The following is a 23,425-nucleotide window of genomic DNA, read 5'->3' as shown; positions in this document are numbered from 1 at the left end:
CCAAATTTTCGCTCTTACGATACCCCCGGTAGCACTTTTTTGTCACAGCAAGTTTTCGCTGTCGTCGCAAGGTGGGTGCGTCGGGAATCTGGCAAGTGACATGGATCCGAAAATGCCTGCTCCAGCTATGATCCATGCATCAACATACGCCCTCTGGCATCTTTGACGGCTGTTCACCATCCTTCCTTAGCGGCCAACGCACTTCTCCCTTTGTCTGAGTTGCATGACATGCTGGTCGCAGCTGTCGTCCCGTCCACAAAGGTTGTCGCCGATCTTTTTCCCCTGTCCCTGCGGGCCATTCCTCGCGGATCAAAAAGACCGGCGCCTGCCCCTCTCCGCTGCGCTTCGCCTTCGGTGTGGCCGGGCCTTGGCCAGCTGCAAGGTGACCATCATTGCAACGCAAACAAGGAGAAGAGCAATGACCACGAACTGCATCAAATTCACCAGCGCCGACATCGAAACCGCCAAGGGCACAGGCTCCATCTCGACCCTGACCTTCGACCTCGACATCACGGTCGAGCCCGTCGCGAGCACGAACCCTATGGCCCCCACGCACCGCGTCCTCGGCCGCTCCCCGCGCGGCAAGCTGGTCGAGTGTGGCGGCATCTGGAAGAAGCAGAACAAGGAGACCGGCGCGGACTACTACACGCTGACCATCCGCGACCACGGCTTCAACGCCAACCTCGGCAAAGCCGCGAACCAGGACGATCTGTCCCTGCAGGCCGTCATCCCCTGGGGGCCGAAAGACGCCGCGTAAGCCAAAGGCCAGACCGCTTCGGCGGTCTGGCTATCTCTCGTTCTTGGGTGCGTCTGATGGGCGGGCCCAAATGCCGATGTTCGAAGAACGCGGCATATTTCGGAAGCGGACGCAGAGGCGGGTCGTCAGACCGGATAGGTCGCGGACGCGGCTTCGATCCTTCTGTTCAGTGGCAACGTGCATCGCGCGAACCCGAGTCGGAACAGAATTTCCGCAGGGAGAGCTGGCAGCCAGCTGAGCGAGGCAAGCGAACTTCTTCTCTCATTCGACCAACCCGCGCCTGGGTCGTGTTGGCGAAGCTGCCAGGGCGCCGAACTCACCCTGTGCCGCGAGGGTGTAAACCGCAGATCAACGTCATGCGTCCGGGGGGCAATGTCTCACGTCAGGGTCACTGCCGCGCGCCTTTCCGTCGACCTGTTGGCCTTAGAGATCGCTAGCCCGGGGTCGAGCGGTCGGCAACGCCGGGGACAGGTTTCTGGGCGGCTGGCGCCTTGAGCGCTGCGGGGCATCGCTCACAACAAACCTGCCCCCGGCGTGCTCCATTTCATTCCGCCCCGTGCCGGGTGCAGCCCGCTCTCATGCCCCCGGTCTTTTCCACGATCCGTCCAACGACGATCAACGGAAAGGATCACACCATGACACTCGAACAATCCATCGACCTCGCCGAACTGCAAGCCGACATGGCCTTCGATGCCTACCTCGCCGCCTTCGATGAAGATGCCCATCCCGAGACTCTCGACGGCCTCGAGACCGAGGCGCTGATCGCCCGCAGCCGCTACGACGACCTGCGCTCTCAGGGACTGGGTCACTGACCCAGACACCCCTGCGGGTCTTCGGATCCGCAGGGGTCTGACGCTGATACTTACCAACATTTTGTCGCCCTAAACGGGTGTGACCTGCGCCATCCCGCGCGGGCCGATTTCGTGTTCCTGGCGCCCAATCCGTGGCCGGCTCGGGCGCTCGATATGTGCGCTTTCACGCGCTGCTCGGGCACCAGTTTCCGCAGTCTCTTTCCGAGCAACCTCTGTCTGTCGATGAGGAGAGCGCCCATTCAGCGCCTCGCTGTGCAGGGTTTTGAAGACGCCGCCAAGCCATGCAAAAAGTTAAAACATGCAAAACGTAATATTGTGTAATGTGATGTATTGATGTATAAGCGAAGGAGAAAAGAAAGACGTTGGCAGGATATGGCCAATGTTTGCACATTTTGTCCGAGGGGTCTGACCCGTGCCGAGGCCAGCGAAAAACCTTAAGTTCGAACAGCGCATCGAAGTTGCGCGGCGCTTTGCGGCGGGCGAGAGCGCGAAGGAGCTGGCGGCGGCGTTTGGCATCTCTCCGCGCCACGTAAACCGGCTCGCGAAAGAGGAGGCGGGCGAGGGCATCGCGGTGCGCGATCCAAGCGAGACGGTGGCCTTCCGGGTCAGTCAGTCTGAGCTTGCAGCGTTCGATGCCGAGTGGCGCGAACGGGGCTATGCCAGCCGGTCGCAGGCGCTCAACGCGGTGCTGCGCGGACGGTGCGGTTTCCTCGATGTACCCCGTGATCTGATCGCGGAGTTCTGTGCCGCGTGGCGTCAGGCGAAGGATGTGAGCGACGCCGGACTGGTGCTCGCCAAGGCGGTCCATCGCGGTCGGCTCGAGGTCTCTGAGGCGGACCGTGCAGTGCTGATCGAACTCCTTGATCTGGCGCAGTCCATGAGCCGTGAGATGGGCCGGATGAAGGATGCGGCGCGGGCGCTGCGTCATCAGGAATGGCCGCAAAGGGAAGAAGGGCAGGGGGCGGATGGCGCGGTTCTGGAGAGCACCCCGCGCGAGACCGTGACAGGTTTGAGGCTCGTCAGGAATGGCTGATCCGCTCGCTCTCTATGCCTCGGTCATGGGCCGGCTCTGGGAGGATGAGCGCATCCGGGGCCAGGCCGCGGCGCGGATCGACGCGCGGCTGGCGGGGCGTCGACAGGGTCGGAGTTTCTCGCGCGTGGGGTCCTTGTCGGCGCGTAACGCGCTGAAGGCGGCGACGGGGCAAAGCCGGGCGGCGGTGTTCAAACGGATCCGGGCCGGAGGCTGCAAGACGCGTGCTTCGCTCGGGGCGCAGCTCTCCTACATCAATGACAAGGCGGTCTACACCTACTCGACGATGACCAACGCGCTGACCGATGCGGCGGTGCTCAGCGAGGAGCAGAAAGAGGACATCATCGAGGACTGGGCCGGGACCTGGCGCGGCTCGACCAAGCTCGGGTTTACCTCGCACATGCTGCTGTCCTTCCCGACCGACGTGACGGTCGACCAGGTGCGCGACATCGCCATGGACTGGACGGAGCATTTCTTCGAGAGCGGCGAATATGGCGACCAGTGGGACTATGTGCTCGCGGTCCATGACGACCGGGCGCACAAGCACGCGCATATCATCCTGAACAATCGCGGCGTCGAGAAGGGCACCTGGTTTTCCTGCTGGGCCGAAGGCGTGATGTCGCCGCAGCTCATGCGCGAGAAGCAGGCGGAGATCGCGGAAGGCTATGGCGTCATGCTCGACGCCACCACCCGGCTCGAGCGCGGCATCTTCGAGAAGCCTGCAGGCATCGAGGAAATCTACCGCGCCAAGGAAGAGGCCCGCCTGCCGCGCGAGATTGTCATGACGGCCCAGGAATCCGCAATCGCGCAGGCACAGGTCGTGGGCTTCGCCAAGGACTACAAGAACCTCGCCGACCTGTTGGACCGGATGGACCAGCGCCACATGGCGCGCGCCGTGCGCGGCATGGCGGACGGGCTTGGTTCCGGCACGCCGTGGAACTTCACCGAAGGAGAGATAGACATGAAGGACATCAAGACCGTCGGTGACGCGATCGACTATTCCGAGCGGACGATCGAGGCGCTGAGGCTGAAAGCCGAGGAACTGGACCCGGCCGCGCGCGCCGCGTTCGAGGCCAAGGCCGCGCCGATCATCGCGGATCTGTCGCAGATGGTGCCGGATCCGGACCTGCGCGCGCGCTTTGGCAAGCAGCTTGAAGAACCCTATCCGCCGGGGGCTGGCAGCGAGGTGCTGATCGCCGCGCTGCGGTCCGGCAATGACGAGGGGCTGCGCGACGTGCTCGAGCGCGCCGAGGAGGCAGGAATGGACAGCGAGGAGTTGGTGGCCCGGATCGCGGCGGGTGGCACGCGGAACTACGGCATGGCGCAGGACTGGGTCGAGCGGGACATGAACGCGGTGCTGGCGAAGGACGGTCTCAGCGTCGAGACCGCCAATGATGACCAACTGGATGCCGCGCTGGAAAAGGTCGACGGCGTAATGGACGCGTTGATGGAAAGAGCAAAGGAGATGGGCGTCGAGATCGGTCGGACCCTCGCGGACGAAGAACAGGAGATCCTGCCGCTTATCGACGAAGACGACCGGACGCCCAATCCCTACCTGCAGGACCTCGCCGACATGTTGCGGGACGGCAAGCTCAGCGAGGAACAGGAAGAGGTGGTCGAGCGGACCCTGCAATCCGAGCTCTTCAAGGAGTTGGGCGAAGAAGGCTTGGCCGAGCTTCGCCGCGGCAACTACGAGGTGCTGGATGCGGCCCTGCCGAGCAAGCTCGACCAGATCACTGTCACGCAGGAATTCCTCGAAATGACCTTTGAGGAGACTGGCGACCAGGTGTTCACCGACCGCGCCGCCGGGTTGCAGCAGGACAAGGCGACCGAGGTCGCGCGGTTGCGCGGCCAGCAGGAGGCGCAAGAGTTGGGGCGTGATCTTGCCCGAAACAAAACACTAGACCGCGGCCTCGATGACGAGCTGGAATTCTGAGGGAGATTACCATCATGACCAAGACACTTCCCCTCTGGGCCGCACTTCTTTTCGGTGTGATCTGCGGCGCCGTCATCGGCACCATCGTCGCCGCCTTCTACCTGACCCTGGCCCTGAAAACCGGGTTTCAGAGTTTCGACATGTTGGCGCTCTGGAAGGCCGGCGCGGGCACACGCGCGGCCCATCCGGAGGCTTTCAAGGTTGGCTTCGGCGCCGTCGGCTTCGGAGCAATCGGCCTAGGCGCCCTGGCGCTCGCTTGGACCTGGAAGAAGGAGCGGGATGACTATGGCTCGGCCCACTGGCAGACAAAGGCGGAGTTGAAGAAGAACGACATGCTGCAGGCGCCGGGCAAGGGCTTTGTCTGTGGCAAGCTCGGCGCACCGAGTTCCAAGGCTGAGTTTATCTCTTCGACCACCATCCCCCATGTGATGATGGTGGCCCCGACCCGCGCCGGTAAGGGCGTCGGCTTCGTGATCCCGAACCTCCTGAGTTTCGCGGGCTCGGTCGTGGTGCTCGATGTGAAGGGCGAGAACTTCGAGAAGACCGCACGGCTCCGGGCGCTGAACGGAGACGAGATCTATCGCTTCAGCCCCTTCGACTGGGCCAACGCCACGCATCGCTACAACCCGCTTGCACGGATCGCCAAGGCCCCGAGCTTCGCGCAGCGTTTCACCGAGGTCTCGATCCTTGCCGACCTCTTCCTCGACAAGGACAACAAGACGCTCGACACCTTTTCCGAGGCAGGCAAGTCGATCTTTGTCGCGGCCTGCCTGCTGTCCATCCAACGCGGCACGCCGAACCTTGGCGAGGTGAACAAGATCGTCGCCGGGGGCGAATACAAGAATGCCCAGTACAAGACCTATGCCGACGAGGCCGAGGAAGACATCCTGCGCGAGCTCTGGACCAACGCCGCCTCGGCCTCGTCGCGGCTGCTGACCTCGAACATCCAGGCGCTGATGACTGCCGGTCTCAAGCAATGGGACAACCCGGCGGTGCGCTCGGCTACCGAGGCCAGCGACTTCGATTTCTCGACTTTCCGCAAGACCCCGCAGTCGCTCTACATCGCGGTCTCCGAGGACCACATCGCAACACTTGCCCCGCTCCTGCGCCTGATGTTCGCCGATCTCATCGCCTCGATCCGCCTGAATGAGCCGGGCCCGGACGAGCCCTGGCCGGTCATGATGATGATCGACGAATTCCAGCAGATGGGGGCCATGCCCTATCTCGAACGGGCGATTCATTCGCTGGCGAGCTATGGTGGCCGCGTCGCGATGATCGCACAGTCGCTCGCTTCGCTCGACCGGATCTATGGTCCCGAGGGCCGCGAAAGCCTCGAGAACGGGGCAGGGCTCAAGCTCTACATCACCCCGCGGGACCAGCGGACGGTGAAAGAAGTTTCCGCCGCGGTCGGTAGCACGACCCGCGAGGCGGTGACCCGGATGTATGGCCGAAACAAGGGCTTCCTTGGCGCGACCTCGACATCAGCGCGGCTGGAAGAACGGCCGCTGCTTTCCGAGACCGAAGCGCGCCTGATGGACCCTGACGAGGTCATCATCCTCGCCTCGCCGCAGCACCCGATAAAGGCGAGCCGGATCAAGTATTACGACGATCCGTTCTTCAAGGACATGCTGGCCCGCCAGGAGGGCAAGCCCTTCCCCTATCCGCCGAGTGTGCAGGGCGTGGGGCCTTGGGCGCGTGAAAGTGCGGATGAAGTCAGTCAGGATGAGCCGCGACAACCAACCGACCGCACGCCTGTCCGGGATCGCTCGCAACGCCGCGAAGCGCGCGCGATGAGCGTGATGGCGATGGAGGCCGGGCGCGGGCAACCAGAGCCGGAGACGCTCGAGCGGGAAGCCGCCGTGCCGAAGGAATGGGAGGCGGCGCTCGACCGGCAGGAGGACTTCATCGAGGAATTGTTGGGAGGGTGAGCGCCGTCGACTAGTCCCCTATTCGTCGTAGTAGAATTTCAAGTCGCGTCGCTCTTTCAACTGGGCAGGTCGGTAGGGCTTAACCTCGCCACACTGGGCGACGGCCTTGGCTCGCATGCGCTCTTCGACTGAAGGATGGAGCGGGAAGTCGTCGCCAACTGCGCGAATTCCCTTCTTCCAGCGGATGCGGAGGGGGCCAAATGCTACCAACGCGTCTTCGCGGTGCTGCAAACCCAGAGGGTCAGGGGAGCGGTTCAAGACGTTCTCGTTGATCTGGATCGACGGCACGCAGTCTTTCAATTCGTCGACCATCCAATCGAGGGCGATATCGCTCAGGCGGGACTCTGCCTCGGGATAACTTCCACCGATGTCGCTATGGCAGCCCGGGAACCAGACCTGCTTCAACCACTTCGGCTCTCGATCTTTGGTCTCAATCGCGGCCGCCTTGGATGCCCATCCGACCCTTGGAAAGTCAGCACGGTCTTCGTCGATCGCCATGGCATGACGGGCGTGTTGGACATCGGGATCAAGCCACTTGTCGTAGTTGCGCTTGTTCCAAGCCGCGAAATGACCCGTCTTGAGGATCTGCGGCCAATCCGTTGGGCGCCAAAGCTTCAGTTTGCGTTCGGGATCGTCCGAGAAATATTTGAAGTTGTCGAGCAACAGGGAACCAAGCTGCCAAAGAAGCGCAACTAGTAGTACGCCGAGTGGAACAACCAAAAGCCAAGACCACCCGAATGCAACACCTGCGGCAAAAGCCGACCCGACGCCGAACGTGACGCCCCAGACCAAGGTGCGGACAACAGCCGTTCGCAGTGACGCCACGGTGTCGAAGACCCCGATGAATGTTGGCTGAACGTTTCCCTGATTGTCTTCGCCTTCAATGGGAAAGCTCGAATACTTTTTGCGAAATCGTTTGCCGAGCTCTTCACGGTTGTTGAAGTAAGGATCTTGTCCGCGCGGTTTTCCAGCACCGTGATTATACACGAATTTTACAGCGTCCTTGGCTATCTTCCGCAATCCGGGACCGTGACGCGGGACCGGCGAACCATCCGGCATCTGCGTCGGGACACCGCAGAGGTTCATAACGTTCGCCAGTGCTCTTACTGTGTAGGCCCCGCGCGAGAACCCGAACAGCAACACACGGTCGCCGGGTTCGTAATTGGCGATGATCTGCTCGTAGCAATCGATGATGTTGTGGTCGATGCCAGTGCCGACGGCGCTTTCCAAGATCGGCTTGATCCGACCGAATAACCCGCCACTTTCTCCTGTTCCCAAGCCAGGGTCGTAAAAGGCCACTTGGTCCTTCGGGCTAATTGGTGAATCTGGACCCGGACGCATGGCTCGATACATCTTGTAAACATTCGACAGCCGTTGGTCAGGCCTGGCGCCGCCCATTTGGCCTGTTCCGTCCGAGAATATGCAGATGTTCTTTACCATTTGTCGCCCCATCCAAGAACACGAAGTACAGTCAAAGTCCCTTAACCGCCAATCGATAGCTGTTGGTGCCGCCGCGAAGCAAAAAGCCGAAGCGGACTTTGGCGACAGCTACTTGGTCAGCCAATCGCCGTAGGCATCGATATCGATCATTGGCACAGTGCCGCTGAACTGGAGCCGTGAGATCAGTGCAAATAAGAAAGCCGTTGCCGGTTTTGACCCCTCAACAAGGTTATATCGCCCATCCTCGGCGAACAGGAAATGCCCGTGAGAGGCAACGCATCCGATGTCCAACCTCCTATCATCTTCGCCTTCGTTGAGGATCTTTTCGAACGATGCACCGAGGGGAGGTTTCCATTCGCTCTCAAAAGTAAGAAGCCCACCAATGATGGGAATGAGCTGTTTTGGCGGATAAACCCCACCAGCATGAGGGATTGGTAGGCTGGTCCGATGCAAATTTCGGACTGAAGCCACCTTGTCTTGCGCGTATCTCACCAGACCGGCATCTGCCGTCTGCTTGGCCTCAAAAACAGCGTATACACTTTCTGCTGGAACTATGAGCTGTTCTTCGTAGGTGAAAATGAAGGGCGAATATTGACGGTCAAAGATCACGGCATCAATTTGATCGCTAAAATTTCCCCGGCTATCGACGACATGAGCACTTGCAACCTGATATCTCTCAGGGATGTACTGTGCGAGCATATCGATCCAAATCGCTTCGCTTGCGTCCCCTTTTGTACCGGGATGCTTGAACGACTTCCGCGCCGTTGACAGCCGATGCTGAATATCCTCGTGCAACGATGATAGAAGTTGTGATAGCGACCATTCAGCCATTGTTTCTTCTTTCTAAGACAGCGGAAATTTTGGTCCGAAGAAAGCGCGCCACGCTTTCAGGGCGTCTCCGTTCTTGCCCTGGCGCGCCAAGTGAATTGCGGCAGCGATGTCGCGGTTTGCCTGATCCAGAATTGTCTGGGCGCGCTTCACCATCGCTGCGTCCATTCGATCGCTAACAGGAGACCCGAGCCCGGCCGGATCTGGCCAATCCTCGTGAATTCGGTCGCGTAGCGTAGCGAAGAACGCTTGGATTTCGCGGTCATGTGAACCACCCCATCCACCATGGAGGCATTCCATCGCCATGACCTCGATCAGAAAGGATGGCTTGATAGGTTTTTCTCCGTGGCGGCTGTTTTGGTTCCAGTACTTCACCATGCGCACCAGGCCCTTCCACTCATTGCCATAAGCTTGGTGGGCCGAAACAGCCTTCTGTGCATGGATTTCGGGATTTGTTCCCATCCACTTCCCGGTTGTGTTGTTCGGGATCTCGTAGTCGTCGCCCTTTGCAAATGCGGGCACTGCATCCACGCTTACAACCCGGTAATCTGTGTTGTCGTCGGAATCGACGACGACACCAAAGTCCACACCCACAGAGCGTCCCTGTTTTTTGACGGCGCTGCTTCCATAAACGTCAACCAACGTATCGTAGAATGCGGTCAGTATCTTGTCAGGATGTTTGTCTCGATAGTGGTCCTCGTCCTTTCCAAGAACGAAGAAGATATCGACATCCTTGAGTGGTTTGGACTTGGTCCAGCGGGCGTAGCTTCCTGTCAAAAAGCTACGGTCGATCTGAAAGGCCTTATCCAGATGCTCGCGAACTTCCTTCTGCCGCTTGGATGCGTTCTGCTGCTCTCTTTCGTTCAACTCCATTCGGCTCTTGAACTTTTTGAATGCGTCCGGGAGTGAAATCATGATGCCTGCCTCCAATACGCTGCCGTCGCTCCCAGACCGTTGTGTTCGATGGTGGAGCCAAGGCTTTGGCGAACCATACCGTCTGTAGATCGGGCGGTGGTCCGGTGCCAACCCGGGACATCAGGTCGTCCAGGCTTTGTACGTAGCAGGAGGTCATACTTGGCGCTTGCCGGCGCAACTCCCGCTTTGCGAATTGCCCAACGAAGTTGATCGGTGTCCGTCCAGAAGTTTCCATCTCCAGCAGACCAACTGTAGTTCACGTCGATATCCCAACGCAGGATTAGTCCATTGGTTGCCGGATCGTATATCTCGAGTGTGATCTTCTCGAGGTCTTCGCTCTCCAACCATGCCTTGATTCCGCGCATGTTGATTTCCGTGTCGTTCACGAAATTTGTTGGATCCATGCCACTCAGACGGATAATGTCTTTGAGGCTCTTGAGGATGTTATCGGCCACATAGGTGACAGACTGGGTGCGGGAATACGTGATGACTGTTGTCATGGTTTCAACAACCCCTCGAGATCAATTTCGAGCGTAGCACCTTGCGAGTTGTTCGCTGTGTCTTGCTTTTTGGTTTCGGTTCTGTCGCGTGCTGTGATGCGGTTGCTCTTCTGTTGCAGCGCAGATTGGACCCAACCGAGATCATCGGGTTCACATGGCAGTGAAATCGACCAATCACCTTTCAGCGGGTCAAACCCGAGCACGTCTTCGTTCGCGTCCGACCCGTCGATCGCATCGTCATCGTAAAGACAGTAGATGCGCGTCTGCGGCCCTTCACAGCTGACAATGATTGGTGAGTTTTCGCAGGCTTTGTCCGCGATTATGCTGCTTGCAATGCCAGCGACACTGCTGAGTTCTTGCTGCGCTCCGGTATTTGTACGGGTGAGCAAGTCGCTGATGGCGGCCCATGTTGCCAATGCGTCGCGATGCGGAGAGCTTCGGAATGTTCTGCGGGCTACAGTTATCATCACTTCCCCCGATTCGCTCTTTTGTTGGTTTGGGCTGATTTTGCGGCAGCAGCTAACTGGGGCAGTGTTACTGAGCCGGGGTTCAGTGCCACCTGAGTGTTAGAGGCGAGCGCGTTTGCGACGGTCTTTCGGATTGTCCTGCCGTCGAGGCCGACGAATTCGCCAGCACAGGTGTCGAAACCACGGTCGCTGGTCAGCTCTTCTATCTCAGGATACGTGCTGCTTAGCCCCAACAGGCATTCCCGCAAAATCGTCTTGCAGGCTTCCTTTCCGGGAAGAGGCACTTCAAGCACCAGATCGCATCGGGAAACGAAGGCATCGTCCACCGCTTCCGGGTAGTTGCTGGTTGCCACAAACAGCAGGTTCTTGTGAGATTCTGCCAGCAGGTCGAGCTGTACCAGAACGGCGTCCGTGGCTCGATGAATGTCGACAGGGTTGGCATCGAGGCTTAGCCTAGAGCGGTCCACCGCAAGGGTTTCCACTTCATCTAGCAGGACAATCGTCGGGCCTGCATTGGCAAGTTCTGAAAGTGTTTGCGCGAAGAGGTCAGTAACCGCTCGCTGCGTTTTCCCCATGGCGGAACTCGTCAAGCCATGCGCTTCAACCTCGACCAGTTGGAAGTTCCCCCCCTTGAAAGCCGCTGCTGTTCGGTTGGCCAACCCTCGCGCGAGCGACGTTTTGCCCGTTCCGGGTGCGCCAACCAACAGGAGGACGCCATGGAGTGGCAACACGGCTCGGCTCATCTTTGGTCGCATTGTGAAATTCAGCACCGCCTGAGAGAGCAGGCGCTCCTTTATCTCGGCTTCGACGATGATCGAGTCCCAGAGTTCTGCCAGACCGGGGTCCGGCAGTGCCGTGATCTTCTGAATTCCTCTAGGTAGGTCGCCCGCAAACGGTGCGTTCATGGCTACTTCCTCTTTTCTTTGCCTGTTTAGCGCCTCGTGAAGCGACTTGGCGGTTTACAAATTTGCCTTTCTTTCGGCTTGCTGTTACAAGTTAGGGACAAAAAGCCGCGCTTTCAAGCATTGTAGTTTACAAAATATCAATCATATGGGTGAAATGTAAACCACCCACTGGGAGGACGTTATGATTGGCAAGCGACTCAAAGGAGCCCGGGCAGCATCTGGCCTCTCGCTCCGTGCACTTTCCGATGCCATGGAGAAAAAGGTGTCCGCTCAAGCCATAGGCAAGTACGAGCGCAATGAAGACATGCCCGGATCGGGCGTGCTGCTAGGTCTTGCCCGAGCACTCGAGGTCTCTGTGGATTTCCTGCTGAGCGATGACGAGCTTGAGTTGGAGGGCGTGGAGTTTCGCAAGTCAGCCAGCTCGTCAGCCAAGGAGATCGCGACGATCGAAGCCAAGACGCTCAATATGGTTGAAAAGTACCTCGCCATCGAAAGCTTGCTGAATCTTTCGAGCCAGGAATGGGATGCCCCACACGAAGCGCCCTACTGGGTGGCCGATGTTCGTGATGCCGAAGACGCGGCTCGCAACATGCGTGCTTCCTGGCAGCTGGGTCACGATCCGATCCCAATGCTTGCTGAACTCCTCGAGGAGCACGGGATCAAGGTGTTGTCTTTGGACGTTGATCGGATTGATGGCCTTGCGGCCAAAGTCCGTCGAAAAGAGCATCACTCTGCGCGGGTGATTATGATCAAGAAGAAGACCTGGTCTGAACGGAAGCGCTTCAGTTTAGCTCACGAACTGGGCCACATGGTTCTTAAGGTCGCTGAAGGATGTGATTCAGAACGCGCCGCAAATCGATTTGCTGGTGCATTTCTCGTTCCGGCAGAAGTGCTACGGCAGGAGATCGGTGCCCGCAGAACGGACATAAGCATTGGTGAGCTCATTAGTCTAAAGGATCGGTTTGGCGTCAGCATTCAAGCGCTGACGTATCGATGCAAGGATTTGGACATCATCAACCAGGCAACATTTGCGCGCCTGTTCAAGGTCTATAAGCAACGGGGTTGGCGCGATGAGCCGTTCGAGGAGCCGAATTCCATTCCTTGGGAACGAGAAGAGCCTGACCGCTTTCAGAGGCTGTGTTTTCGTGCCCTCTCCGAAGGGTTGATTGGGTTGTCTCGCGCGGCAGAACTTCTCGAAATACGAGTAAAAGAGCTGGAAGAACGGTTGAACCACATGTCATAGTAGTTATGTGCAAGTTCTTGTTTCCGATACCTCTGTCTTGATTGACATCGAAAGAGCCTCGCTGACCGCGAGGCTTTTTGACCTGCCTTATGAATTTGTGGTCCCAGATATTCTGTATGAATCGGAACTCCTCGATTGGTTGGGCCCTGATTTGCTCGATCTTGGATTGAAGGTCGAACAACTCACTCCACAAGAAACCGCACGTGCAACAGAACTGAAACGGGCGAAAGCAATGCTATCGACGCCAGATGTTTTTGCGTTCTGTTTAGCGGTGGAACGGAATTGGGTACTACTAACCGGCGATGGTGCGCTTAGGGCAGAAGCAGAGAGTCAAAAGCTCTCGATGCACGGTGTGTTGTGGGTGTTTGACGAAATGGAAAAACACATGGTTTGTGCGACAAGCGCGCTAAAAGCGGGTTTGGAGGCCGTTCGTGACCATCCGAGATGCAGACTTCCACAAAAAGAAATCAACCGAAGACTTGCACGATACTAGCCCTTCGCCACGACGAAATGCCACTCCCACGTGGGCGTAGGAGCCAGCCCGCTGCAACTGTGTCTGCCGATCAAAGTCCGCTCCTGCAATTGACCATTGGAGCCTTCGCTCCAGCCGCGAACGGCAGCTTCCGACCCTTTGTGCCGAGGGGCTTACGACCCCGGCAGATAGAACTCCGTAATCCCTCGCTTGCCCTCGGCGCGGCCGAGCTGCACGATCACATCGATGGATTTCCGGATGTATTCGCGCACTTCGGCGAAGGTCAGCGGTGTGCCAGCCTGCAGCACCATGATCGCAAGCCGGTCGATGGCGAGTTCTGCGGTTTCAGCGTGGATTGTAGAGACTGACCCACCATGGCCGGTGTTGATGGCCTCGAGGTAGGTTAGGGCCTCGGCACCGCGCAACTCGCCGACTATGATCCGGTCGGGGCGCATACGGAGGGAGGCCTGAAGGAGGGCGTTGGCGCTGCGTTGCGAGCCGGCACCGCGGTCGGCCAAGAGGGCGACGGTGTTGGGTTGACCGGGGAAGAGCTCGAAGGCGTCCTCGATGGTGATCAGCCTTTCGTGTTCACTGACATGGGTCAGGAGGTGGCGGGCGAAGGTGGTCTTGCCGGTCGAGGTGCCGCCGCTGATCAGGACGTTCAGCCGCGCTTTGACAAGGGTCTGCAGTGCGGCCTCGAGGTTTTCTTCGGCGAGACTGGCGATGTTTTTCATCTTCTCGGCGCGGAGGGCATCGAGCGAGACGGCCTTGCCGAAGAGATAGGTCGGGGCGTAGTCCCGGACGCTGCCCGACGCGAAGAGGCGGATGGTGATCGAAGCACCGCGATCGATGGCGGGCGGCACGGCGACCTGGACCCGAAGCGGCCGGCCTGCATATTCCACCTTGCCGGACACGAGCGGGTTCTTTTCGGAGACGCGGGCCTTGGCATCGCCGACGATGGTCTGGGCCATGTTGAGGGCGGTAGTCCGGTCCACGGTCTGGCCTTCGTGGCGCATGGTGGCGTCGCCCGCGGCCTCGAGCCAGACCTTGCCGTCCGGGTTGATTGCGATCTCGACCACGTCGTCGCGCCGCAGAAGGTCGCGGAACGGGTCGAGATAGCGCTCGAGGTAGGACGCTGGTGACGCCTGCTCCATCAGTAAATCACCACATCCCGATCCACGAGCACGGTCACCGAGGCTCCCTGATCGACATAGATTGTGGGTGCGATCGAAACCTGGTCGGCAATGACCGACCCGACGGCATCCTGCAGGTCGCTGCCGACATCGCCCAGGACGATGCTGGTGGTTTCATTGTTGGCGCTTTCGGCCGCCACGGCCGGTGCCGCCCCGATTACGGAAATCAGCGCCGCCCCGCCGAAGCGCTCGGCGAACTTGGTGTCGACGAGGCCGGTGAGGCCAGAGCGCCCGAGCTGGTCCCCGCCCACGGCGGCGATTTCCATCGAAGTGCCGTCCGGGGTCAGGACGCGGGTCCAGAGGATCAGGATGCGCTTCTGGTGCATCTCGATCCCGGAGCGGTATTGGCCAAAAAGGCGGGAGCCCCGGGGGATCAGGATCCGGTCCCCAGAGAAGGCCGGGACCGGCTCGGAGACGACCGCGACCACGGAGCCCGGCAGGTCGCTGTTGATGGCGGTCTGGAGTGCGGCCTGGATCACAGACCCTTGGGTCAGCGTGCGCTCGGGATGTGTGAGACGGGCGGCCTCCTGCACCTCGAGGAGTCTTGCACTCTGCAGGAACTGCTCATTGCCCGAGAGGGCTGGCCCGCCGGTGCCAGCGGCAGAAGGATCGGCCACCGCCGCGCCACTTTGGCCACCGCGCGGACCGTCGGCATAGACCACGGCGGGGGATTTGATCTGCGCGGTCAGAAGCTCATCGGCGACCCGCTCGGCCTCGCGCTGGCGCTGCTCCTCTTCCTGACGGCGGCGTTCTTCGAGCAGGCGTTGATCGGCGATCAGCCCTTCGCGGTCCAATTCTGCCTCAAGCCCCTCGCGCTGCGCCCGTTCGGCATCGAGCATGGCCTGCAGCCCCTCGATACGGCTCTCGGTCTGGCGCTGCAGGTTGGCCAGCTCGGTTTCCTTGGCGGTGAGTGTCGCTTCAAGGGTCGCCTTCTGTTCGTCGAAGGCTTCGCGCAGATCCGCGACGGCGGACTGGATTTCCGAATTCCGCGCGGCCTGGCTGGCGGCGAGAGCCTCGCGCAGCTTGGCGATCTCGGCCAGCACCTCGGCGCTCGGTTCCGGGGCAGGGGCCGCGGGCACGTCAAGCGCTTCTTCGACGGCGATCAACGCTTCGTTGACCCTTTGCTCGGTCTCGTCGGGCGGAAACTCCAGCCGCCCGCCGGTGCCGGGACGGCGGTCCTGGAAGGTCTCGACATCGGAGGTCTCAAGCGCGCTGTCGCCCTCTTGCAAACCAGTCGCCAGGAAATACGCTACCCCGGCGCCGCCAAGAGCGAGGGCGGCGGCGAGGGCACCGACCCCGAGGCTGTTGCCGCGGCGTTTGGATTTGCCACGCTGGCTAAACTGATCGAGGCGGTCCTGAAGGTCAGGAGGGGTTTGATCGGCCATGGTCAGTTGCTCACATAGATGGCGCTCTCGTCGCGCCAGGCGCAGATCGCCTCGTCGCCGATGCGCAGCGTCCAGTAGGTGTTCACCCCGAGCACGCGGACGGTGTTGCCTTGTTGGGTCCAATTGACCGTGCGCTCACGGCCCTGATTGTCGGCTTTGAAGGGGGCGGGCTGGCGACCGTTCTCCGGGAAGACGAAATACGTGTAGCGCCCGTCGTCATAGATGTGGCTGGGGCGGAAGTCGCCCTCGCCCGATACGCGGTAGTTGTAGTTGCGCGGCACCTCATAGCCCTTGGGCTGGGTGGCACCCGCCGCGCGGCGTTCCTCGTCGGGGTAGCGGAAGCGGACCTCGAAAAACATCCCGGTGCGGTTCGGGATCGAGCCCTCGCGCAGGTGGAAGGAATAGGTGCGCCGGTTGGTGATCACCGTCATGTTGGTTGAGGCATTTGCCACATGCGGTTTGATCGTCAGTACATTGCCGAGCTCGGGGATCGGGTCGACCTGGAAGCTCTCGGTGTCGCCGACGATCACTGCCTCGAACCGTTCCCCCGCCCCGAAATGAATCGTCGTCGAATGCCGCAAGTCCGTCTCGATCCGGTAGACCTGGTTTTCGTTGTAGACGGCGGTGCGGATGCGGATATCGAGCGGGCCGCCTTGCGGCGTGGCTTCGGCGAAAGCGGCAACAGGAAGGGCAAGCGCCAGGAGAAGCGCGGGGAAGGATTTCATCTTGGTCAGTTCTCCAGGGTCTCGGCATCGACGCGGTAGGAGGTCACCACGAAGCCCAAGGGGTTGGCCCAGACGTCCTGAAGGCGCTGGCGGGTTTCGGGTTGGAAGTCGTAACCGACGGTAGCCACGTAAGAGCGCGTCACTGTACGGGTGTCGCGGGGGCGGCGCAGCGTGCGAGTGAAGCGGACCTGGGCCACGCCGCGCTCGATCTGGTTCACCGACTTGATCACCACCTCGATCTTGGCGTCGCGCCCATAGACGGTGATCGGGTAATCCTCATTGGTGGAGGACCAGAGATCGCGCAGCGTGCGAGCGGCGTCGCCATCCGAACGGTCGAGCACTCCATTGATACGTTGCTCGCCATCGGTCAGGTCATAGGTCTCGCGATCATCGACATAGGCCACGAGGTTTGCCTGGATGATGGCGTCGCTCTCGGAAAGCGTCAGCGCCTGGACAGCCGCAACACGGTCCATCTCACCCGTTTCCTTGTCGACCACGACCACAAAAGTTTCAGTCGTCTTGAGGGGAAAGAGGCTCGCGCCTGCGACCATGCCGGCGACGCCAACCAGCACGCCGGCCGCCGCGACGAACCAGGCAAATCGTTCGCGCCGCCGAGGCCCGTAGATGAAATCCGCTTCAAACGCGTCGCGGTCAGGCGCGGAGGAACTGGTCACAGTCTTCTTCAAAGTCGTCGTCTTTCAAATCAGGGTTTGCGGAAGGCCTTGGCTGCGGAGAGGAGCGCGCCGGGGCTTTGGCGGATCATCTCGCCGGTCTTGACCACGCCCGCATTGGCCATCTGGTTCAGCTCGTGCGGCGATTTTCCGGTGACGAGGCGGGAGGTCGCACCCGTGCCATACTCCCGCGTGTTCACGAAACCCTGACGTGCAAGGCCGGTCAGACCAACGGCGTTGGAGGCAATGCCCACCACGCCGGTGAGATTGGACGCGATATAGGGAACGGAAGCCATGATCCCGGCGCTGAGAATGAGGATCACGAGGAAGGGCAGGATGAGGCTGACGGTCTCCACGTCACCCGGATCGGCGGAAGCATCCCCGATCGCCTCGGCGATGGCGACGATGATGCCTGCGGCGCCTGCGGCGGCGACGGGCATGAGCGCATAGCCGATGGTGGCGCGGGTCCAGGCCTCGAAGAGGGATTGGGTCGGTTTGAAAAGCGATGTCATGATCATGAAGGGGGCGATGACAATCATCAGCGCGAAGACGATGCGGGCGAAGGCGATGATCCCGGCGGTGACGGCGGCAAAGACGGCGGAGAGGACGAAGAAGATGGCGCCCAGGACCGCGCCGAAGACCCAGCCCGCGCGATCGCCAATCGTGTCGCCATAGGCGGTTATTCGGGCGACCATATTGTCGAGGCTCTCATAGACCCCGGCCTCGTCGCCCGAGCCTGTGAGCGCGAGGATCGAGGCGCCGACGGAGTCGGGGACGTCCGTGACCACGCCATAGATGACGCTGAAATTTTCCCAGCTCTGCGCGAATATCCCGACAAGTGCGACCTTCACCCCGAAGGCAAAGCCCGTGCCGAAGGGCAGGGGACGGAGTTGCATCACCGCGTTTATCCCGAGAAGGACGACAAGGAGGGTCGCGCCCGCCGAGATGACATTGCCGACCGAGGCTGCGGAAGAGACAAAGCCGTCCTGCGCCACGGTGTTCACTGCGGCATCGACCTGTCCCAGAATGTCGCGAATGACCCCCATTTACTCCGCACAGGCCTCCGTAACCTGGGCTTCCAGCGCATCGGCCTTGGCGTAGAGATCGAGCACCTTGAACGGCAGTCGCGGGTTGTCCGAGGTCCGGAACCGGGGCAGGGCGCCCAAGGCCTGATCCCAGGTGAACTGGTCGAGCAGGCAAGTGCAGTTCTCTGTGGTCAGCGCCTCCTCGGCGATCAGGATGCGCAGGATCGCGCGGTAACCATTGCGCAGGTAAGCGGTTTCGGCGAGATCCACGGGCGGTTTCGCGACGCGGCAGTCGTCGGCCTCGTCCCGCGCGATAGCCATCGAGCTGAAGGGCGTGTCGCCGGATGGTTCGGTGTTCGGGGTCTGGGCCAGTGCGGCACCGTGAAGTGCGGCCAAGACAAGAGCGGCAAGACCAAGCGCCCGAACTGAAACCAACTTGTGGATCATGGACATTGTCATGGATCCACCGCCATCGAGCGGAACTTGCGCTCATCCGCGAGGGTCGCGGCATCGACAACGCCAAGCTGACCGGCACTGACGCCTTGGGCGGCTTCCAGCCGCCAGATCTGGGTCAGGATGATCCCGAGCTCGGCGGTGACCCGGGTGTTGAGATCGACAGCGGCCTTCAAGCCGTCCTGATCGTCGATGAGCCCGACCATGGTCTCGAGGCGCTCGAGGCTTTGACCGGCCTCTTCGTGGCTTTCCTGCGCCGCGACGGACAGCATGGCACTGGCCCCGGCCGAGGCGGCGATCCGGTTGTCGGCGGGCTCATCCGAGCCCGAGAGTGTGCTGAGGCGCTCCGAAGTGAAGCCGCTGCCCGAGAGCACCCTCTCGACAGAGGCCGAGAGTTCCGCGCCGGGATTGAACCCGCTCAGGAAATCCCCGCTCGCCAGCGATTGCGCAGTATTGAGGGGGGCCACTAGCTTGCCTCGCAGGGCGCGGAATTCCTCGACCGTGGCGAAAAGCTCTCCCAACCCGCTGCCTTCGATGAGCGAGGTCAGTTGCGCCTCGAGGTTGGTGAGCTGCGACAGTTGGGTTTCCAACTCCAGCCGCATGGTGGCGAGCTGTTGCATCTGGACATTCAGGTCCTCGGCCATGTGTTCGAGCTGGGCCACGAGCTGGCCAAGCTGTGAGCCATCAAAGGTCGGCACGCCTTGGGCTGTTGCGGGCGAGGCGAGCCCGAGTGTGGTGACCGCAGCCACGGTCAGGAGAAGCTGTCTCATTCGGGAACTCCCATCTGCATGAAGTCGCGCTCGGCCAGCCGGTCGGCGACGAGGTGTTGGGCATAGGCCGCCTCGCGCTGCTGATTGGCGGCCATCAGCCGGACACGAAGATTGAGGATGCGGCCGATCTCGGCCTTGGCGTAGGTGTTGAGCTCCCAGGCCGCCTTGGCATTGGGCTGCGCGTCGATCTGCAGGATGATCGCGCGCAGGCGGTTGATCACCTGTTCGGTCGTGGCGGAACTGTCGGCCGCGTAATAGACGCCGGCCTCGGAGATGCTGGCATATTCAGCGAGCGCAAAATCCGAGGGCGAGAGCGTGCCGAGCGCGTCGGCACCACCCACCACGGCAAGATATTCGTTGTAGAACTTGGAGATGTTGCGAACATAGCCTTGGGTCTCGGCAAAGGGTGGCACGCCACCATATTCGATGACCCGGCCCGGTCCTGCGTTATAGGCCGCGAGCGCATGGGGGATATTGCCGAAGCGGGTGAGTTGGGTCGTGATATAGCGGGCCCCGCCGCGCAGGTTGTCCTTCACGTCATAGCGGTCGACGCCGAGGTCGGAGGCGGTGCCAGGCATAAGCTGGGTCAGGCCATAGGCCCCGACCGGGCTTTCTGCGGCGACATTGAAGCGGCTTTCCTGCTTGATCAGGGCCTGGAAAAGGCAGCGCCATTGGGTGGCCGAAAGTCCGGCGCGGGCCACGCCGGGGGCGCCTGCGAATTCCCCCGCGACCTCGACGATCATCATCTCGACCGTCTCGCGGCCCTCGCCAAAGAGGCGGCTGTTCATGGGGCTAGGGTCGGTATTGGGGTAGACCGCCGCGACCCCGAAGTCGGCATTCCCTTCGAGAGCGCGGATGTCAAAGCCGGGTCCGGTGATTGCGGCGGTCATCTCCTCGAGGACGCGCAGCTGGTCGGCCTGGACATCAGCGAGCGTGGACTCGGTGCGATCCTTGTCCTGCTGTACGCCCAGATCCTCGGCGAGAGCTGTCACCCGCGCAATGGCGCGCCCGATCGCGGAATTGTCCTGCGTCGGCACGCCCTGGGTATGCGCGGGCAGGGCGCCTAGGCCGAGGCAGAGCCCGGCGGATATGATCGCGGCGCGGCTCATTCCGGGCGGGGCAGGGGCTCGAATGTGCAGTCGGGTTTGGCCGTCTCCTGCACCGGTGCGCCCATGGTTGAGAAGGAGAGGGCGGCGCGCGTCACCTGCGGCTCGCCATTGCGCCCGAAGCAGGGCGAGGTTTTCTCGGTGTACTTTTCGCAAGCCGAGAGAAGGCCTGCGGCGGCGCAAAGCGCGAGGAGGGGTTTCATACTCATATCACATGTCTCCAAAAATCGGGGTTGGTGCGCCAATCGGCGGGCACGCGCGCCTCGCCGGTGGCGCCGCCGCCAAGGATGGGAAGGAGGGTGCCGAGCGCCGAAAGGTCCGCATCGACGAAGACGCTGTCACCTGCCGAGCGCACCAGCGCGATGCGCTGTCCTATGGTGGGCTGGACCAGAAGGGCGGCCTCCTTGGCGTTCACGCGCAGAAAGTCGTAATCCGAGATCGTGGCACGGTCGTTCGGGAAGAGGATCTGTGTCGGCACCGTCTCGACGATGGTCTTGCCGACGCGGCTGTCGCGCAGCTGGCTCGGATACTGCGTCATCATGATCACGACGCAGTTCATTTTGCGCAGCGTCACCAGCCAGTTCTCCAGCCGCGCTCCGAAGTACGGATCGTCGAGTAGCTTCCAGGCCTCGTCGAGGACGATGATCGTCGGGCGGCGATCCTCGACCAGGCGTTCGATCTGGCGGAAAATGTAGGAGAGAACCGCCATCCGCTCGGTGGTCATGTCGAGAATCTCGGTCATATCGAAGCCGATGATGTCGGAGGCGAGTTCAAGCCCCGCGCCATATTCCGGTTCATCGAAAACCCAGCCATAGCGCCCGCCCGGGGCCCATTCGGCGACGCGGGATTGCAGCTCGCCATCATCATCGAGCGACTGGAACAGGGTCTCGAAGCTTGCGAAACGCCGCAGAGAGCCCTCGGCATGGGCATTTTGTGAGACTGCGCTCTGGATATGGCGGGACTGCTCGCCGGTGAGGGTTCCGCCCCGGGAAAGAAGGGTCGAAAGCCAATCCGAGAGCCAGGCACGGCCACGTTCATCGATTTCGGTATCGAGCGGGTTCAAGCCGGAGGGCACGCCGGCACGGATCTCGTTGTAACGCCCACCGAGGGCGCGGACTGCCATCTCGAGGCCGCGATCCTTGTCGAAGAAGAAAAGCCGCGCGCCCACCCGCTGCGCTTGGGCCGCGAGGAAGGCGGTGGTCAGCGTCTTGCCGGTGCCGGTGCGCCCCAGAACCAGCGTATGGCCGACGGTCGGTTCCTTGCCCGGACCGCCCGCCTCGTGGAAATTGAAGCGATAGCCAGAGGTGCCGACCGTGGGCAGCACCGAGATGGTCTGGCCCCAGGGCGATTGATCGGGACCGCGGCCCTCGACGCTGCCATGCAATGCTGCGAAGTCGGCGAAATTGATCGAGGAGATCGGCGTCTTGCGCGCCCGGTAGCCGAAATTTCCGGGGGATTGCGCGAAGTAGGTGGCTTTCAGGGCCATGTTTTCGCGCACGATCACCGACATGATTTCCTGTCCGACGCGCTTGATCTGGGCGGCGGCCCGTTCGAGCGTGTCGCGGTCGGGCGCATAGACGGCGATCGAGAGGTGGTGGTCGCCAAAGGCGATGCGGCCAGCTTCCTGGTCGTCTGCGGCCTGGCCGAGCTGTTCGCGCAGAGAGACGGCCGCGTCGTCGGAAGCCTGCATCTGGCGGATGATCCGCTGGATGCGCTCGGCCATGATGTTGTTGGGGATCGGGCTGAAGGAGTTCGTCAGCACGATATCGAGCGGCAGGTCGAGCGCGTCGAGCAGTGTCACATCTGTCAATGCCGGGTAGGTCTTCATCGAGAAGAGCGCACCATATTTGACCCGACCGGTCACGGCGTCGGTCAGGGTGACCACGTCGCCATCAAAGGTCGCGCGGCAGTTGCTCAGGGTATGCGAGAGGGGCAGGGCGCTTTGGCCGAAGGCGATGGGGGAGAAGCTACCCGCGTTCAGCGTATTGAGATAGCCCAGCCATTCGCCGCCGCTGCGGGTCAGCCGGACCGGATTGGCGGAGGAGAGCGCCACCTCGAAGAAGCCCATGACCTCGTTGAGTTCCTGCATCCGCGTCGCGCGGTCCTTGACCCAGGCCTTGCGGGCCAGCGCCCGCAGGAGCGGAATGCGTGCGGAGATATCGGGCCGCCGGATGACGCTGAGATAGAGCTGGCGCTTGGCCGGGCGCAGGTCTTTGACATGGGCCTGCCACCGCGCATCGATCGCGGCGGCTAAGCTGTCACCGTCAATGGGGCGCATTCCGAGATCCTGCGGCACGGAGATCCGGTGGATGTAGAAGCCAAAGGCGTTTCCGGTCTGGGCGACGATGGCCGCGACCGCGCGCTTGAGCGCGTCGAGCCGGGCATCCTCGGTGGTCATCGGGTTCAAACCGTCGAGGCGGAGGGTGGCCATGAGGTCGCCCTCACGCAGCACCATGACATCGTCATCGGCGCAAGCGAAATACGGCAGGTGCTCCGCGAGATAGCTTTCTCGCGCGAAGTCACCTCCGCCCGCTTGATGCAAGGCAGTCCCGAATGAAGAATGGGTGCCTGCATCACGCGCCAAAGCTGTCGCCTCCATGCAGAGCCCGGTTCTTCGTCGCGCGCACAGAGCCGTAGGAGACGCGCAGCACTTCGAAGAAATGCGGCTCGCGGTCGGCGACGAACCAGAGGATCGGATAGGCGACGAGGCCGATCAGGAAAAACACCATCGACTTCGTCCAGATGAACGGCAGAACGACCCCGCTCGCCAGCACCACGAGGTATCCGACAGGGAGACCCAGATACTTGGGCGGACGGGCGAGGCCCAGAAAGAGGGGGGATCGTTCTGCCACTGCTCTACTCGG

Annotated in this window: 24 protein-coding genes; 7 read left to right on the top strand and 17 right to left on the bottom strand. The window is 61.3% G+C overall.

All coding sequences use genetic code 11. The annotated features are described in order from the left end of the window. The first annotated feature begins 418 nt into the window (after positions 1 to 418). The 5 genes from IEV87_RS22400 (at position 419) to IEV87_RS22380 (ending at position 6,463) form a co-directional block, all read left to right on the top strand. The gene (locus IEV87_RS22400) at positions 419 to 757 is read left to right on the top strand and encodes a DUF736 domain-containing protein (protein WP_037207756.1); all 339 of its coding nucleotides are present in this window, start codon (positions 419 to 421) and stop codon (positions 755 to 757) included. Between the two features lie 635 nt (positions 758 to 1,392). Then, positions 1,393 to 1,569, top strand: coding sequence for a hypothetical protein (locus IEV87_RS22395; protein WP_229737799.1), 177 nt, complete (start codon positions 1,393 to 1,395; stop codon positions 1,567 to 1,569). Positions 1,570 to 1,981: 412 nt separating this feature from the next. Further along, the gene (locus IEV87_RS22390; protein ID WP_188479844.1) at positions 1,982 to 2,602 is read left to right on the top strand and encodes a helix-turn-helix domain-containing protein; all 621 of its coding nucleotides are present in this window, start codon (positions 1,982 to 1,984) and stop codon (positions 2,600 to 2,602) included. Next, positions 2,595 to 4,535, top strand: coding sequence for a relaxase/mobilization nuclease domain-containing protein (locus IEV87_RS22385; protein ID WP_188479843.1), 1,941 nt, complete (start codon positions 2,595 to 2,597; stop codon positions 4,533 to 4,535). Before IEV87_RS22390 ends, IEV87_RS22385 begins: the two co-directional genes overlap by 8 nt. A gap of 14 nt (positions 4,536 to 4,549) precedes the next feature. After that, positions 4,550 to 6,463 carry a type IV secretory system conjugative DNA transfer family protein gene (locus IEV87_RS22380; protein WP_188479842.1) on the top strand — a complete coding sequence of 638 codons (1,914 nt, stop codon included), beginning with the start codon at positions 4,550 to 4,552 and terminating at the stop codon, positions 6,461 to 6,463. Between the two features lie 18 nt (positions 6,464 to 6,481). Here the strand turns inward: IEV87_RS22380 and IEV87_RS22375 are convergent, their stop codons facing one another. From IEV87_RS22375 to IEV87_RS22350, 6 genes are all read right to left on the bottom strand, one after another. Then, positions 6,482 to 7,903 (bottom strand): phospholipase effector Tle1 domain-containing protein, encoded by a 1,422-nt coding sequence (locus tag IEV87_RS22375; protein ID WP_064225048.1) that lies wholly within the window; start codon positions 7,901 to 7,903, stop codon positions 6,482 to 6,484. A gap of 108 nt (positions 7,904 to 8,011) precedes the next feature. Beyond that, a complete protein-coding gene (locus IEV87_RS22370; protein ID WP_064225022.1) occupies positions 8,012 to 8,734 on the bottom strand; it encodes a DUF6602 domain-containing protein in 723 nt (240 codons plus the stop codon). Positions 8,735 to 8,746: 12 nt separating this feature from the next. Next, positions 8,747 to 9,646: a CBASS oligonucleotide cyclase gene (locus tag IEV87_RS22365; protein WP_064225021.1), complete on the bottom strand. Its 900-nt coding sequence runs from the start codon at positions 9,644 to 9,646 to the stop codon at positions 8,747 to 8,749. Continuing rightward, positions 9,643 to 10,146: a hypothetical protein gene (locus tag IEV87_RS22360; protein ID WP_064225020.1), complete on the bottom strand. Its 504-nt coding sequence runs from the start codon at positions 10,144 to 10,146 to the stop codon at positions 9,643 to 9,645. Before IEV87_RS22360 ends, IEV87_RS22365 begins: the two co-directional genes overlap by 4 nt. After that, positions 10,143 to 10,613 (bottom strand): hypothetical protein, encoded by a 471-nt coding sequence (locus IEV87_RS22355; protein WP_064225019.1) that lies wholly within the window; start codon positions 10,611 to 10,613, stop codon positions 10,143 to 10,145. Before IEV87_RS22355 ends, IEV87_RS22360 begins: the two co-directional genes overlap by 4 nt. Next, positions 10,613 to 11,518, bottom strand: a complete 906-nt coding sequence (locus IEV87_RS22350) for an AAA family ATPase (protein ID WP_064225018.1) — start codon at positions 11,516 to 11,518, stop codon at positions 10,613 to 10,615. The genes IEV87_RS22355 and IEV87_RS22350 overlap by 1 nt, the downstream gene beginning before the upstream one ends. 181 nt (positions 11,519 to 11,699) lie before the next feature. Between IEV87_RS22350 and IEV87_RS22345 the strand changes: the two genes are divergently transcribed. Both IEV87_RS22345 and IEV87_RS22340 read left to right on the top strand, forming a co-directional pair. After that, the gene (locus IEV87_RS22345) at positions 11,700 to 12,761 is read left to right on the top strand and encodes a helix-turn-helix domain-containing protein (protein ID WP_064225017.1); all 1,062 of its coding nucleotides are present in this window, start codon (positions 11,700 to 11,702) and stop codon (positions 12,759 to 12,761) included. A 37-nt stretch (positions 12,762 to 12,798) separates the two neighbouring features. Next, the gene (locus tag IEV87_RS22340; RefSeq protein ID WP_229737798.1) at positions 12,799 to 13,254 is read left to right on the top strand and encodes a hypothetical protein; all 456 of its coding nucleotides are present in this window, start codon (positions 12,799 to 12,801) and stop codon (positions 13,252 to 13,254) included. A 152-nt stretch (positions 13,255 to 13,406) separates the two neighbouring features. Here IEV87_RS22340 and virB11 read toward each other — a convergent pair whose 3' ends face one another. Genes virB11 through IEV87_RS22285 form a run of 11 tightly spaced genes read right to left on the bottom strand, consistent with a single transcriptional unit; the run spans position 13,407 to position 23,413 of the window. Further along, positions 13,407 to 14,387 carry a P-type DNA transfer ATPase VirB11 gene (gene virB11, locus IEV87_RS22335; RefSeq protein WP_188479841.1) on the bottom strand — a complete coding sequence of 327 codons (981 nt, stop codon included), beginning with the start codon at positions 14,385 to 14,387 and terminating at the stop codon, positions 13,407 to 13,409. Continuing rightward, a complete protein-coding gene (locus IEV87_RS22330; protein ID WP_188479840.1) occupies positions 14,387 to 15,811 on the bottom strand; it encodes a TrbI/VirB10 family protein in 1,425 nt (474 codons plus the stop codon). The genes virB11 and IEV87_RS22330 overlap by 1 nt, the downstream gene beginning before the upstream one ends. Before the next feature lie 2 nt (positions 15,812 to 15,813). Continuing rightward, positions 15,814 to 16,536 carry a TrbG/VirB9 family P-type conjugative transfer protein gene (locus IEV87_RS22325; protein ID WP_188479839.1) on the bottom strand — a complete coding sequence of 241 codons (723 nt, stop codon included), beginning with the start codon at positions 16,534 to 16,536 and terminating at the stop codon, positions 15,814 to 15,816. Between the two features lie 5 nt (positions 16,537 to 16,541). Then, complete coding sequence (locus IEV87_RS22320) at positions 16,542 to 17,222, bottom strand: virB8 family protein (RefSeq protein WP_188479838.1); 681 nt, start codon at positions 17,220 to 17,222, stop codon at positions 16,542 to 16,544. A gap of 17 nt (positions 17,223 to 17,239) precedes the next feature. After that, positions 17,240 to 18,253 (bottom strand): type IV secretion system protein, encoded by a 1,014-nt coding sequence (locus IEV87_RS22315; protein ID WP_188479837.1) that lies wholly within the window; start codon positions 18,251 to 18,253, stop codon positions 17,240 to 17,242. Further along, positions 18,254 to 18,679, bottom strand: a complete 426-nt coding sequence (locus IEV87_RS22310; protein ID WP_188479836.1) for a hypothetical protein — start codon at positions 18,677 to 18,679, stop codon at positions 18,254 to 18,256. Positions 18,680 to 18,687: 8 nt separating this feature from the next. Further along, on the bottom strand, positions 18,688 to 19,455 hold the full coding sequence (locus IEV87_RS22305) for a type IV secretion system protein (RefSeq protein WP_188479835.1): 768 nt from the start codon (positions 19,453 to 19,455) through the stop codon (positions 18,688 to 18,690). Beyond that, the gene (locus IEV87_RS22300) at positions 19,452 to 20,564 is read right to left on the bottom strand and encodes a lytic transglycosylase domain-containing protein (protein WP_188479834.1); all 1,113 of its coding nucleotides are present in this window, start codon (positions 20,562 to 20,564) and stop codon (positions 19,452 to 19,454) included. Before IEV87_RS22300 ends, IEV87_RS22305 begins: the two co-directional genes overlap by 4 nt. Further along, on the bottom strand, positions 20,561 to 20,770 hold the full coding sequence (locus IEV87_RS22295; RefSeq protein ID WP_188479833.1) for a hypothetical protein: 210 nt from the start codon (positions 20,768 to 20,770) through the stop codon (positions 20,561 to 20,563). Before IEV87_RS22295 ends, IEV87_RS22300 begins: the two co-directional genes overlap by 4 nt. Continuing rightward, positions 20,767 to 23,160 carry a type IV secretion system protein B4 gene (locus IEV87_RS22290; RefSeq protein WP_188479832.1) on the bottom strand — a complete coding sequence of 798 codons (2,394 nt, stop codon included), beginning with the start codon at positions 23,158 to 23,160 and terminating at the stop codon, positions 20,767 to 20,769. The genes IEV87_RS22295 and IEV87_RS22290 overlap by 4 nt, the downstream gene beginning before the upstream one ends. Then, positions 23,135 to 23,413, bottom strand: a complete 279-nt coding sequence (locus IEV87_RS22285; protein WP_188479831.1) for a type IV secretion system protein VirB3 — start codon at positions 23,411 to 23,413, stop codon at positions 23,135 to 23,137. Before IEV87_RS22285 ends, IEV87_RS22290 begins: the two co-directional genes overlap by 26 nt. Positions 23,414 to 23,425: the final 12 nt, after the last annotated feature.

The organism is Primorskyibacter flagellatus (assembly GCF_014638275.1).
In the GTDB taxonomy this organism is placed as follows: domain Bacteria; phylum Pseudomonadota; class Alphaproteobacteria; order Rhodobacterales; family Rhodobacteraceae; genus Pseudooceanicola; species Pseudooceanicola flagellatus_A.
This window is presented reverse-complemented; position numbering and strand designations above follow the sequence as displayed.